The 13,157-nt window shown below is 72.0% G+C and carries 8 protein-coding genes; 6 read left to right on the top strand and 2 right to left on the bottom strand.

Going from position 1 to position 13,157, the window contains the following annotated elements:
* Positions 1 to 67: 67 nt before the first annotated feature.
* Positions 68 to 2,548, bottom strand: coding sequence for a S8 family serine peptidase (locus PG878_RS08590; protein WP_209031179.1), 2,481 nt, complete (start codon positions 2,546 to 2,548; stop codon positions 68 to 70).
* 624 nt (positions 2,549 to 3,172) lie between these two features.
* Entirely contained in the window at positions 3,173 to 4,576 is a 1,404-nt protein-coding gene (locus PG878_RS08585) for a S8 family serine peptidase (RefSeq protein WP_209031178.1), read from the bottom strand.
* 241 nt (positions 4,577 to 4,817) lie between these two features.
* Between PG878_RS08585 and PG878_RS08580 the strand changes: the two genes are divergently transcribed.
* The 6 genes from PG878_RS08580 to PG878_RS08555 all read left to right on the top strand — a co-directional run bounded on the left by PG878_RS08580 (position 4,818) and on the right by PG878_RS08555 (position 13,122).
* On the top strand, positions 4,818 to 5,645 hold the full coding sequence (locus PG878_RS08580) for a DUF6689 family protein (RefSeq protein WP_244672603.1): 828 nt from the start codon (positions 4,818 to 4,820) through the stop codon (positions 5,643 to 5,645).
* Between the two features lie 46 nt (positions 5,646 to 5,691).
* Positions 5,692 to 6,537, top strand: coding sequence for an FHA domain-containing protein (locus PG878_RS08575; protein ID WP_209031176.1), 846 nt, complete (start codon positions 5,692 to 5,694; stop codon positions 6,535 to 6,537).
* Positions 6,534 to 9,767, top strand: a complete 3,234-nt coding sequence (locus PG878_RS08570; RefSeq protein WP_209031175.1) for a serine/threonine-protein kinase — start codon at positions 6,534 to 6,536, stop codon at positions 9,765 to 9,767. The genes PG878_RS08575 and PG878_RS08570 overlap by 4 nt, the downstream gene beginning before the upstream one ends.
* Entirely contained in the window at positions 9,764 to 10,474 is a 711-nt protein-coding gene (locus tag PG878_RS08565; RefSeq protein ID WP_209031174.1) for a sensor histidine kinase, read from the top strand. Before PG878_RS08570 ends, PG878_RS08565 begins: the two co-directional genes overlap by 4 nt.
* Before the next feature lie 112 nt (positions 10,475 to 10,586).
* Entirely contained in the window at positions 10,587 to 11,234 is a 648-nt protein-coding gene (locus PG878_RS08560) for a response regulator (protein WP_209031173.1), read from the top strand.
* Between the two features lie 103 nt (positions 11,235 to 11,337).
* Positions 11,338 to 13,122, top strand: coding sequence for an acyl-CoA dehydrogenase C-terminal domain-containing protein (locus PG878_RS08555; protein WP_209031172.1), 1,785 nt, complete (start codon positions 11,338 to 11,340; stop codon positions 13,120 to 13,122).
* The last annotated feature ends 35 nt before the right edge of the window (positions 13,123 to 13,157 follow it).

The following is a 13,157-nucleotide window of genomic DNA, read 5'->3' as shown; positions in this document are numbered from 1 at the left end:
CCGCCGAAAGCACCACGACGCAGGCGTTGCACTTGCGTGCCTGCTGCCGTTGCAGCGGCCGCGGCGCTCAGTCCTTGGCCTGCCGATTGACGCCCAGAAACCTCCCCGCGATCACCGCATAGCCGCTGCGCGACACCGCGCTGCCCGGATCGAAGTAGGCATGCAGCGTCGGCTGCAGGTCCTGCGGCCCCTGGGTCACCGCGAAGCGCGCATTGAGGATGCCGGCATCCAGCGCCAGTTGCACGTAGCCGCGCAGGTTGCTCGGGATCGCCGCGACATCCTCGATCGGCAGGCGCTGGTTGTTGTAGCTCACCGACAGGGTGCCGTCGAAGGCCAAGGCCTGCGTCTGCAGGCCGAGCGCCTGCACCAGCGAATACGCCAGTTGCAGCTTGCTGACCGCGTCGTTGGGGCGGAACTCGCCGGCGACCAGCCCCATCACCGCCGCCTGGTTCTGCTGCAGGTCGCGCAGAGCACCGCCCTTGCCCACCGCCGCCTCGGCGAACGGATAGGCCGGGTCGTTGCGGCCGAGCCCGCTGAAGCTGGGCGCGGCCGGCAGCGCCTGGCGCACGCCGGCGCCCATCACCAGATAGCGCGCCAGTTCCGCGCGCTTGAGCGGATTCTGCGGACGGAACAGCCCGTCGGCGTAGCCGTCCATCAAGCGGTTGGCGACAGCGTACTCCACCGCGCCGCGATCGCGATCGCCGCTGGCGACGTCGTTGAGGCCGGTGTAGCCGCCGCTGAGCAGGAAATCCAGGGTGCCGCGCACCGTGCCCGGGGCCGCCACGCCATTGCTGCCCTTGGGTGCCACCGGCACGCCACTGATCGAGCCGATGCCGCGCGCACTGATGGTCCAGGTGCCCGGCTTGCCGGGCGCGCCGACGCTGACCGTGCTGCCCAGCAACGGCAGCGCCACCGGCGAACCGTGGCTGACGCCGTCGGGATCGGTCAGCACCAGCGCCTGGGTGTTGGCATCGATGGTGGCCTTGGCGCTGACCCAGGCGACGTCCTTGCCGACGGTGAACGATTGGGTCTGCGGCGTGCCCACCGGCGAGAACGCCACTTCGAACGGCTGGCTGCCGCCGGGCAGCACCAGCGCGTTGCTGTTGAACGGATGCAGCGCGTTGACCGTCTTGCCGAAGCCGTTGCGCTGCTTGCTCGCTTCCAGCAGCGCGGCATAGGCATTCACGTAACCGGCGCCGGCCTCCCAGTAGGTGCGCCCGGGGATGTTGGTGGCGGTGCGTTCGAGCAGGTCCTTGACCTGGTCCGGGGTCAGGTCCGGGTTGGCGTCCAGCAGCAGCGCGACGATGCCGGCCACATGCGGCGTGGCCATCGAGGTGCCGCTCATCGTGGTGTAGAACGGCAGCCGGGCCGGCGCGATCAGCTTGCTGTCCTTGTCTGCGGCCAGCGGCGGCAGTGCGCCGGTGGAATCGCGGGTTGAGACGATGTCCACCCCGGGCGCGGTGATCGTCGGCTCGTTGAGATAGGTCCAGGTCTTGCCGTCGGCCATGGTGAAGCTGCCGCTCTCGCCGCGCTTGCCGCGCGAGGAGAAGTCGGCCAGCGTGCCGTCCTTCTCGCCCGCGGTCACCGAGATCACCCACGGTGCCTGCGCGTACGGATTGTGGGTGTCCTCGTTGGGGCCGTCGTTGCCGGCGGCGAACACGCTGACGATGCCGCGCTTGTACAACTCATAGGTGGCGACGTTGACCGGATTCTGCGGATCGAACTTGCCGGACGAGCCCCAGGAATTGCTGGTGACGCGGATCGGGTCCTTGAAGCTGAACTGGTGCGTGGCGGCGTAGTCCAGGCCGCCGACCGCGTCCAGGATCAGCAGCACCGCGCCGGACCCGTAGCCGACCAGGCTGGCGCCGGTGGCCACGCCGCGGTAATCGCCGTTGGACTGGGCACCGGTGCCGCCCACCGTACCGGCGCAATGGGTGCCATGGCCGGAACCGAGGTCGGTGTTGGGCACGCCCTCCGCATAGGTGATCGGCAGCATCGCATCGACGTTGGCCAGGTTGGTGGTGCCCAGCACGTTCTGCACGACGCGGGTACCGTAGGCGAGATCGCGATGGGTGGCATCGATGCCGGAGTCGTTGATCATCACCCCGACGCCGCGGCCGCTGTACGGCAGCGCGCGGCCGAAATCGCCGGGATTGCCCTGTGCGCGGTCCACACCGGTCAGTTCGCGCGCTTCCTTGTTGAAGTAGCGCAGCGGCGCGTTGTAGTAGATCGAGGCCACGTCGTCGCGCTGTGCCAGCGCGCGGATCTCCGCCGGCGTGGCCAGCGCACCGGCGATCGGCAGCGTGCGCATGGTGATCCCGCGGGTGATGCCCAGCGCATGCAGCGCAGTGAGTTGCGAGGCCGACACCGGCCCGGACTGATCGTAGGTGATGACGATCTGCAGGGCATCTTCGGCCGGCGCCGCGGCGAGCTTGGCCTCCAGCAGTTGGTCGAGATGCGCGGCGGCCAGGGCGTCGCCACCGGCGAAGGTGCCACCGGCAAGGACGGCGCAGATGCCGATGGCAAGGACGGGACGGCGAATGGACATTGCGGACGCTCCGGATCGTCGAAGCCCGTAACGGGCGGTCGCCGCAGCGTGCCGGGGGCGCCGATGCGCAGCCAATCCGGTATCGCACCCAGGCCGGCCAGGTGGAAACACCCAGCCGCGGCGCATGCACACACCACGGCATGGAGGGCGCGCCCCCTGTCGCCGCGCGCGGCAATCGGCGTCGCACGGCGACCCACACATCGGGCATGCGCTCCAACGACCACTGTGGCTGGAGCGGAAACAGGACGCGTTCCCGGCAGCGGGTACCGACATGCGACAAAGACAGGGTGCGGCAGCGGCGTGCCGGATCCGGCGCATGCGGCGCACGGTGCGGCCGAAAGGAGATGCAGGACGTGCGGGGCCCTTCCGATTCCCGGACGCCATTCCGGGGAGCGGTGGAACCCCGCACGTCCGGCACGGGGGATCGCGGAAGCTGCCGACCACGCCGCCGAACGGCGACAGCGTGATCGAAGGCAACCGCGAAAACGTCGACGACATCAGTCGCTCGGACGGCGCTTCACGCCGTGGGAGAACGGCGGCGTCCGGACTGCATCGCAAGCACCGACACGACTGTCGACGGCGCTTGCGGCGGATCGGGCGGACGGTGGCGTCCGCCCGAGACGGTCACTTCTTGCTGGCCTCGCGCAGCGCCGAGTAGGCGTTGAGGTAGCCGGCGCCCACTTCCCAGGACGCGCGTCCGGCCATCGGCGTGGCGGTGCGCTCGATCAGGTCCTTGACCTGGTCCGGGGTCAGGTTCGGATTGGCCTCCAGCACCAGCGCTACCACGCCGGCCACATGCGGCGTGGCCATCGAGGTGCCGCTCATGGTGGTGTAGAACGGCAACTGCGCCGGCGCGATCAGCTTCTCGTCCTTCTGTGCCGCCAGCGGCGGCAGCAGGCCGGTGGAGGCGCGGGTGGAAATGATGTCCACGCCCGGCGCGGTGATGCTGGGCTCGTTGATGTGGGTCCAGCTCTTGCCGTCGGCGGTGGTGAAGGTATCGCGCTCGCCGGCCTTGCCGCGCGAGGAGAAGTCGGCCAGCGTGCCGTCGACGTTGCCGGCGGCGACCGAGATCACCCACGGCGCCTGTGCGTACGGGTTGTGGGTGTCTTCCTTGGGACCGTCGTTGCCGGCGGCGAACACGCTGACGATGCCGCGCTTGTACAGCTCGTAGGTGGCGACGTTGACCGGGTCAGCCGGGTCGAACTTGCCGGACGTGCCCCAGGAGTTGCTGACGACGCGGATCGGATCCTTGAAGCTGTTCTGGTGCGAGGCCGCGTAATCCAGGCCGCCGACCGCGTCCAGTACCAGCAGCACGCCGCTGGAGCCGTAGCCGACCAGGCTGGCGCCGGTCGCCACGCCGCGGTACTTGCCGCCGGACTGCGCGCCGTTGCCGCCGACCGTGCCGGCGCAGTGGGTGCCATGGCCGGAGCCGGCGTCGGTGTTCGGCACGCCTTCGGTGTAGGTGACCGGCAGCATCGAATTCAGATTGTGCAGGTTGGTGTTGGCCAGCACGTTCTGCACCACGCGGTCGCCGTAGGCCAGGTCGCGGTGGGTGGCGTCGATGCCCGAGTCGTTGATCAGCACGCCGACGCCGCGGCCGGTGTACGGCACGGTGCGGCCGAAGTCGCCCGGATTGCTCTGCGCGCGGTCGACCCCGGTCGCCTCGCGCGCGTCCTGGTTGAAGTAGCGCAACGGCGCGTTGTAGTAGATCGAGGCGACGTCGTCGCGCTCGGCCAGCGCCAGGATCTCTTCGGGGGTGGCCAGCGCACCGGCGATCGGCAGCGTGCGCATGCTGACGCCGCGGGTGATGCCCAGCGCCTGCAGCGCGGTCAGCTGCGCCGCCGACACCGGCTTGGATTGCTTGTAGGTGATGACGATCTGCAGTTCGTCGGTCAGCGGCGTGTTGACCAGCTTGGACTCCAGCAGGCTGTCCAGATGCGCGGCGGCTTCGGCCTTGCCGCCGGCCAAGATGCCGCTGGCGAGGACAGCGCAAATACCGATGGCGAGTGCGGGACGACGGATGGGCATCTGGAATCTCCGGTGAGTGGGCCCGGGACGGGCGGGTGACTGCAGCCTGACGCGGCGGCCCGGCGGCGCCTATCCGGGATCGCCCCTAGCGGTCGTGAGTGGAAACACCCAGGACCGCGTGCATCGCCCGTACGGAGCGGTATGATCCAGGCGTAGGCCGCTGCCTCGCCGCGTCGCCGGGCGGAACGCGGGTGCGGTGCGCGGTGCCGGCACATGCAACAGGGGGGTTCAGATGCACACGATGTTCGCAAGGGTTTGCCTGCTGTTCTGCGCCGTGGCGGCGTCCGGCGGGCTCGCCGCGCAACCGCTGCCGGTGCAGGTGGAGGTGAGCGGCAATGTGGCGACGGCGGCGATCGGCGCCGGTCCGCACCCGCTGGCCGAGGTGACGCTGGAATTCGACAGCGCCAGCGACCTCAACCCGGGCAGCCTGGGCCTGAGCGCAGAGCTGCTGACCCCGGCCCAGGTCGCTGCCTTGCTGCCGCGGCTGCCCAGCACGCAAGCCGGCCAGGTGCCGTCGCAGTTGCCGCTGCTGATCACGGTGACGCCGCCGCCGAACGGCGGCCTGTCGTTCCGCCGGGTCGTGCATGTGGAACTGCACACGCATGCGCTGGCCTACACCGCCGACAGCACCCTGCGGCTGGTCAAGGCGCCGCTTGGCGGCGATTTCCGCGACATCACCGACGAGATCGCGCCCGGCAGCGTGCGCGCCCGCGGCACCACCGGCGGCTTCTCGCAGTTCATCGTGATCCACGACCTGCGCCCGACCGCCACCGTGGTCGCCGCCAAGCTGAGCCGCCTGCAGGCGCTGGTGGCGCAGTTGCCCGCCAATGAGGCGGCGCCGCTGGCGAGCATGCTGAACAGCGTGCAGAGCGCCCTGGCCAACGCCGACTACACCGCCGCCACGGTGGCGCTGGACGGGTTCCGCGAGCAGGTGTCGGCGCGCGCCGGCCAGGGCATCGCGCAGACCTGGAACGCCGGCATGAGCGAGGGCAACCCCGCCGGCGAACTGCTGGCCGGCGCGGCGACGCTGCGCTTCTCAATCGACTACCAACGCCTCTACGCGCCTTGAGCGCTGCGGGACCGGTCACGCACGGCGCCACCCAGGACATCCCGCGATGCCCGCGCGCCTGACCGCCTACCTGCCCGACGCGCCGGCGCCGACGCTGTTGCTCGCCACCGGGCAGACGCTGGCGATCGGCCGCGCGGCGGACAACGCGCTGGCGCTGGAACATCCCTCGGTGTCGCGCTGGCACGCACGGCTGCAGCCGCAGGCCGATGGCCACTGGCAGTTGCACGACCTGGGCAGCAAGAACGGCAGCTTCCGCGACGGGGTGCGCGTGGCCGCACCGATCGCGCTGGAGACGGCGACCTGGCTGCGCTTCGGCGACATCTACGCCGAATTCGCCCCGCTCAGCGCGGCCGATGCGGAACTGGCCGAGCGCCGCCAGCGCGCCCGCTGCGATCGCGCCACCGCGCTCACCCAGGGGCTGGCCCAGGTCGGCGGACTCGACGACCTGCTCGACGCCAGCCTGGACGCGGTGGTCGAACTGGCCCAGGCCGAGCGCGGCATGCTGGTCCTGGCCGAACCGCATGGCCCGCGCATCGCAGCCAGCCACGGCACCGGGCCGATGCCGCTGCAGCGCGGCCTCGCCGGCAGCGAGGGCGCCCTGCAACGGGCCCTGCGCGACGGCCAGGCCACCGTGGCCCACGACGTCGGCGGCGTGCCCTGGCTGGCCGAGCGTGCCTCGGTCTGCGCCGCCGGCCTGCGCACCGTGCTGTGCCTGCCGCTGCGCGACGGCACGCGCGTGCTCGGCGCGATCTATGCCGACAGCCGTCGCGCCGGCAGCGCCATCGGTGCGCTGGACATGCAGTTGCTCGAGGCCTTCTGCGAGCGCGCCGCGCTGTGGATCGCCGCACGCCAGGCGCTGCGCGACAGCGGTGCCGAGGTCGGGCCGGCATGAGCGACGCCGCCACCGCCACCGGCCTGTATGCGCAGGAAAGCCTGACCCCGGGCGAGGTGCTGGCCGGCCGCTTCCGCATCGAACGCCTGCTCGGCATCGGCGGCATGGGCCTGGTGTACCTGGCCCACGACCAGGCATTGGGCATCGACGTGGCGGTCAAGCTGCTGCGCCCGGAACTGGCGCAACGGCCGCAGGCCTTCGCCCGCTTCCGCCAGGAACTGCTGCTGGCGCGGCAGGTCTCCAGCCCGCACGTGGTGCGCATCCACGACCTGGCCGAACACGCCGGGCGCTGGCTGATCAGCATGGACTACGTGGACGGCGAGTCGCTGGAAGCGCGGCTGCAGCGCGAGGAACGGCTGGACGTCGACAGCGCCCTGCGCATCGCCGGCGGCATCGCCCGCGGCCTGCAGGTGGCGCATGCGCGCGGCGTCGTGCACCGCGACCTCAAGCCGGCCAACATCCTGCTGCAGCGCGACGGCGATGCGCTGATCAGCGACTTCGGCGTGGCCTGTTCGATGGCCAGCAGCGGCCTCGGCGCGACCCTGGGCAACGTCATCGGCACGCCCGCCTACCTGTCACCGGAACAGGCACGCGGCGATGCGCTCGACCCGCGCAGCGACCTCTACGCGCTGGGCCTGATCCTGTACGAGATGCTCGCCGGGCAGGTGCCGTTCGCCGGCGGCACCCTGTCCGAGACCCTGGCCCAGCGCATGCTGCGCGAGCCGCCGCCGGTGGACCGGCTGCGCGCGGACGTGCCGGCCTGGCTGGTGCGGCTGCTGCAGCGGCTGCTGCGTCCGCAGCCGCGCGATCGGCTGCAGGACGCCGGCGAGGTGATCGTGGCGATCGAGCGCCGGCAACTGCCGCGCGATCGCCGGCGCTGGCGCCGGGTCGGCCTGGGCCTGGCCGCGACTCTGGCCGGCGCCGCCCTGCTCGGCGCCGGCGCCTGGCAATGGCAGGCGCAACGCACCAGTGCGCCGCCGGTGGCCGCCGTGGAGCCGTTGCCGCGCCTGCTGGTGCTGCCGTTGGCCGGCGACCCGGCCAGCGCCGAACAACGCCTGGCGCTGGGCGCCTGGCTGCGCGGCAGCCTGGGCGAAACGCTGACCGTGGTCGACGACGAACGTACCCGCCAGGCGCTGCGCCAGTACGACCCCACCGGTCAGGCGCCGCTGGACGTGGCGGCGCTGCGCCGGCTCGCCTCGGCGCAGCGCGTGCTGCAGCCGAGCCTGCAACGCCAGGGCGCCGGCTGGCGCCTGCAGGCGCTGCTGCATCCGCCCAGCGGCGCGGCGCAGCACATCGATGGACCGACCGCCACCGATCCGGCCGCGGCCTACGCCGCCTGGCTGCCGATCGCATCCAGGGCGTTGCTCGCCGAGGGCGCCGCCCTGCCCGACGACCTGCCCGCGCCCGCCGCACTGCAGGCCTATGCACGCGGCCTGGCGGCGCGGCAACGCGACGACAGCGCGCAGGCGCTGCAGCAGTTCGCCGCGGCCAGCGCACAGGCGCCGCAGTCCGCGCCGTTGCGCCTGGCCGAGGTGGTCGCGGCGCAGGCCATCGGCGAGGACCAGAAGGCGCGCGAGGCGCTGGATGCGCGCGCGCCCGCGGCGCCGGCACGGCCGCGCACCCTGGCGCTGCTGGCGGCGCTGCGCCTGGAAGCCGAAGACGATCTCGCCGCCGCCGACCGCGCCTGGCAGGCGCTGGCCACGGCCCGGCCCGACGACAGCGAGGTGCAACTGCAGGTCGCGCGCCTCCAGGCGCAGGCCGGCCACCTGGACGCGGCGCGCGACCGGCTGCGCACGCTGGCGCAGCGCGATCCCGACGACCCGCGGTTGTGGCTGGCGCTGGGCAAGCTGGCGATCCTCAGCGGCAACGCCGCCACCGCGGTGGACGAGGACCTGCTGCGTGCGCAACTGCTGTTCCGCCGCGGCCGCGACCTCTATGGCGAAGCGGAAACCGTGAATGCGCTGGGCGTGGGCTACGGCCGCCTGGGCCTGGCGCAGCAGGCGCAGGCGCAGTACCTGCGCGCCGTGGAGTTGCGCCGACAGGTCGGCAATCGGCGCGGCGTCGCCACCAGCCTGCGCAACCTGGCCGGCACGCTGAGCATCGGCGGCGCCTTCGCCGAGGCCGAACAGAAACTGCAGCAGGCGCAGGCGCTGTACGTCGAACTCGGCGACCGCGACGGTCAGGCCGCCGCCGCCAACGAACTCGGCCTGCTGGCCGAGGAGCGTGGCGATTATCCGCAGGCGCTGCAGGCGTTCCGCGGTGCGCTGGCGGCCTGGCGCGCGCTCGGCGATGCGCACGGGGTCGCCGAGACACTCAACAATATCGGCTTCGCGCACTTCCAGTTGGGCGACCTGGACAGCGCGCAGGCGTTCTGGGAACAGGCCGCGCGCGCCTACGCCGACCTCAACGACGCCACCGGCCGCGTGCGCACCGCGCAGAACCTCGGCCTGCTCGCCACGGCGCGCGGGCACTGGACGCAGGCGCAGACCTTGTTGACCCAGGCGCTGCGCGAGGCCGAACGCCACCAGATGCTCGAGGAAGTGGCGGTGAGCCGGCGCAACCTGGCCGAACTGGCGTTCTGGCAGGGCCAGCGCGCGGTGGCGCTGACCGAACTGGACCAGGCGCAGCGGCTGTTCCAGCAGAGCCGCGACCAGCGCGGCCAGACCGACATCGCCCTGCTGCGCGCGCAGGTGTGGCTGGCGCTGGACGACCCGGCGCAGGCACGGCTGGCGCTGCAGCAGGTGCAGCGGCAAGCGCCCGCCTCGGTGTCCAGCGAACAGCGCGCCAGTGCCGCGCTGCTGCAGGCGCAACTGGACGAACGCGACGGCGACGCCGCGGCAGCCGCCGCGTCGCTGCGCCAGGCCGAGGCGCTGGCACGCGCCAGCGGCACCCGCCTGCTGCAACTGCAGGTGCAGGTGCACGCGGCGCACGACGAAACCGCATTGGCCGCGCTGGAGGGCGACGTCGCCCGCCTGGGCAACGCCGGGCTGCGCCTGCGCTATCTGCAGCAGGCGCTGCGCTACGGTGCGGCCGACCAGGTGGCGGCGCGCTATGCGCAGGCGCAGGCCCTGCTGCTGCGCGGCAGCCCGCTGTTTGCCGCGACGCTGCACGCACAGGCCGCGCAACGCCTGGAGGCGCTCGGCGACCACGCCGCCGCGCAACGCGCCCGCCGCGCCGCGGCGCAGGCCGCCGACGGTTCGTCTGTCGCACGCGCAGGCACCACGCCATGACCGACGCCGCCGCCGACCGCTACCGCCTGCTGCTGCAGCGCCTGGAAGCCAACGAGCGCGAGTTCCGCCGGCTCGGCCGCGCCGTGGTCAAGGTCCAGGAGGACGAGCGCCGGCGCCTGGCGCGCGAGCTGCACGACGGCGTCGGCCAGAACCTCACCGTGCTCAAGCACCGGCTGGCGCAACTGGGCGCGGCGCTCGGCAGCGCCGACGCGGCGTTGCGCGCGCCGCTGGAGGACGCCATCCAGCTGTGCACGCAGGCATTGGACGACACCCGGCAGATGTCGCGGCTGCTGCGCCCGCCGATCCTCGACGACCTGGGGCTGGAGGCCGCGCTGGGCTGGCTGGGCCGCAGCCAGTCCGCCGCCGGCGCCATCCCGGTCGCGGTCGAGATCGGCCCGCTGCCGGTGCTGGACGAAGCGCTGCAGACCCTGCTGTTCCGCAGCGCGCAGGAGGCGCTGACCAATGCGCTGAAGCACTCTGCTGCGCAGTCGGTGCTGCTGCGGCTGGTCGCACGCGACGGCTGGGCGCAGTTGCAGGTACTCGACGACGGCCGCGGCTTCGATCCGCAACAGGCGCTGACGGCCGGCGGCAGCGGCCTGAGCGGCCTGCGCGAACGCCTGCGCCTGAGCGGCGGCAGCCTGCGCCTGCAATCGTCGCCGGGCGAAGGCTGCTGCGTGCAGATCCGGGTCCCGCTGGAGGCCGATTGAACGTCATCGCCCTACCCCATGCCGGCAACCGCACGGCCCCGCAGGCAACGCGATCGGCATCGCCGCAACGGGTCGCCTGCCGCCCCGGCGACCACCACGGACGCGCACCGGCATGAACGCCCCGATCCGTGTCCTCATCGCCGACGACCACACCCTGGTGCGCGAAAGCCTGGTCGCCGTGCTCGACGCCGTGGCCGGCATCCAGGTGGTGGCGCAGGCCGCCGACGGCATCGAGGCGCTGGCCAAGGCCGAGGCGACCTGCCCGGACGTGGCGATCGTGGACATCTCCATGCCGCGGCTCAACGGCATCGACGTGGTGCGGCGGCTGGGCGAGATCGTGCCGCTGGCGCGGATCCTGGTGCTGACCATGCACGAGGAACACGAGTACGTGCTGCACGCGGTGCGCGCCGGCGCCTCCGGCTACCTGCTCAAGGACAGCGCCAGCGCCGACCTGATCGCCGCAGTGCGCAACCTGCACGCCGGCCGCGGCCACTTCTCGCCGCAGGCGGCGCAGGCGCTGGTGACGCAGATGCAGCAGCCGCAGGCGCTGCCGCCCGACCCCTACCGCAGCCTGACCGCACGCGAACGCGAGGTGTTCCACCTGATCGTGGAAGGCCGCACCACCAAGGAAATCGCCCGGGTGCTGCAGATCAGCGTGAAGACCGCCGAGAACCACCGCTTCCGCGTGCTCAACAAGCTGGGCATGCGCAATACCGCCGAGTTGGTGCGCTACGCCGTGCGTCACCGCCTGCTCGACTGAACGGCCCCACGCAGCCGCGCCTTCGCCGCGGCTGCGCATACTCCATACGCCATAGTATCCTGACGCCCTCGGCCGCGCCGCGGCCCTAGTCACGAGCGATCGCATGAGCACCTATCAAGCCCCGTTGACCGATCTCCGCTTCGCGCTGCACGACGTACTGCAGGTGGAGGCGCTGTTCGCCCGCCTCGGCCATGCCGACGCCAATGCCGAACTGATCGACGCGGTGCTGGAGGAAGCGGCGCGCTTCACCGGCACCGTGCTGGCGCCGCTGAACCGGGTCGGCGACGAGCACGGCTGCACCCTGGACAAGGCCACCGGCGCGGTGACCACCGCCCCCGGCTTCCGCGAGGCCTACAAGCAGTTCGCCGAGGGCGGCTGGACCGGGCTGACCGCCGCCGCCGAGTTCGGCGGCCAGGGCCTGCCGCACACCCTGGGCGTGCCGCTCAACGAGATGGTCAACGCCGCCAACCTGGCCTGGGGCAACTTCCCGCTGCTGTCGCACGGCGCGGTCGAGGCACTCAAGCAGCACGGCGAGGCCTGGCAGCAGGAGATGTTCCTGAAGCCGCTGGTGGACGGCCGCTGGACCGGCACCATGTGCCTGACCGAGCCGCATTGCGGCACCGACCTGGGCCTGCTCAAGACCCGCGCCGAACCCAATGCCGACGGCAGCTGGTCGGTCAGCGGCACCAAGATCTTCATCACCGCCGGCGAGCACGACTTCACCGACAACATCGTGCACCTGGTACTGGCGCGGCTGCCGGACGCGCCGGCCGGGGCCAAGGGCATCTCGCTGCTGGTGGTGCCGAAGTTCAAGGTCGCCCGCGACGGCAGCGTCGGCGAGCGCAACGCGCTGCGCTGCGGCTCGCTGGAACACAAGATGGGCATCCACGGCTCGTCCACCTGCGTGATGAACTTCGACGGCGCCCAGGGCTACCTGGTCGGGCAGCCGCACAAGGGCCTGCAGGCCATGTTCACCATGATGAACACTGCACGCCTCGGCGTCGGCCTGCAGGGCATCGGCCTGTCCGAGCGCGCCTACCAGAACGCGCTGCGCTACGCCCGCGAGCGCCTGCAGTCGCGTTCGCTCAGCGGCGCCAAGCTGCCGGAGAAACCCGCCGATCCGATCCTGGTGCATCCGGACGTGCGCCGCATGCTGCTGACGGTGAAGGCGCTGACCGAAGGCAGCCGCCTGCTGGCGCTGCACGCCGCGACACTGATCGACATCGCGCACAGCGCGCAGGATCCGGCCGAGCGCGAGCAGGCCGACGTGCTGGTCAGCTTCCTCACCCCGATCTCCAAGGCCTGCCAGACCGAGTGGGCGGTGGAGAACACCTACCACGCGCTGCAGTGCTTCGGCGGCCACGGCTACATCCACGAGCACGGCATGGAGCAGTTGGCCCGCGACGCGCGCATCACCACCCTGTACGAAGGCACCACCGGCATCCAGGCACTGGACCTGATCGGGCGCAAGACCGCGTCCAGCCAGGGCGCGGGGCTGAAGCTGTTCCTGGCGCAGATCGAGGCCTTCCTGGCCGAGCACGCCGACAACCCGGCGGTGGCCGAATTCGTCGCCCCGCTGCGCGAGAAGGCCGCCGAGTGGGCGGCGCTGACCAAGCGCATCCTGCAGCGCGCCGCCGGCAATCCCGAGGAACTGGGCGCGGCCAGCTACGACTACGTGTTCTATTCCGGCTACGTGGTGCTGGCCTACTGGTGGGCGCGCAGCGTCGCCGCGGCCGAGGCCTCGGCGCATGGCGAGGCGTTCAAGCAGTCCAAGCGCGAGACCGCACGCTTCTACTACGCGCGTCTGCTGCCGCGCACGCTGACCCACGCCGCGGCCATCGACAGCGGCGCCGCGCCGCTGATGACGTTGGCCGACGCGCAGTTCTGAGTCGCACATCCAGGTCCGAACGCAGCCCCGGCACG

Source organism: Xanthomonas hawaiiensis (assembly GCF_031834635.1).
GTDB lineage: Bacteria > Pseudomonadota > Gammaproteobacteria > Xanthomonadales > Xanthomonadaceae > Xanthomonas_A > Xanthomonas_A sacchari.
The sequence above is the reverse complement of the archived record's forward strand: the minus strand, read 5'-3'. Positions and strand labels throughout refer to the sequence as shown.

What these genes read in the sequence shown, in the direction of transcription:
- PG878_RS08575 (WP_209031176.1), top strand. Translation starts at nt 5,692, where the DNA reads ATGCCCGCGCGCCTGACCGCCTACCTGCCCGACGCGCCGGCGCCGACG.
- PG878_RS08590 (WP_209031179.1), bottom strand. Translation starts at nt 2,548, where the DNA reads ATGTCCATTCGCCGTCCCGTCCTTGCCATCGGCATCTGCGCCGTCCTT.
- PG878_RS08585 (WP_209031178.1), bottom strand. Translation starts at nt 4,576, where the DNA reads ATGCCCATCCGTCGTCCCGCACTCGCCATCGGTATTTGCGCTGTCCTC.
- PG878_RS08560 (WP_209031173.1), top strand. Translation starts at nt 10,587, where the DNA reads ATGAACGCCCCGATCCGTGTCCTCATCGCCGACGACCACACCCTGGTG.
- PG878_RS08570 (WP_209031175.1), top strand. Translation starts at nt 6,534, where the DNA reads ATGAGCGACGCCGCCACCGCCACCGGCCTGTATGCGCAGGAAAGCCTG.
- PG878_RS08580 (WP_244672603.1), top strand. Translation starts at nt 4,818, where the DNA reads ATGTTCGCAAGGGTTTGCCTGCTGTTCTGCGCCGTGGCGGCGTCCGGC.
- PG878_RS08565 (WP_209031174.1), top strand. Translation starts at nt 9,764, where the DNA reads ATGACCGACGCCGCCGCCGACCGCTACCGCCTGCTGCTGCAGCGCCTG.
- PG878_RS08555 (WP_209031172.1), top strand. Translation starts at nt 11,338, where the DNA reads ATGAGCACCTATCAAGCCCCGTTGACCGATCTCCGCTTCGCGCTGCAC.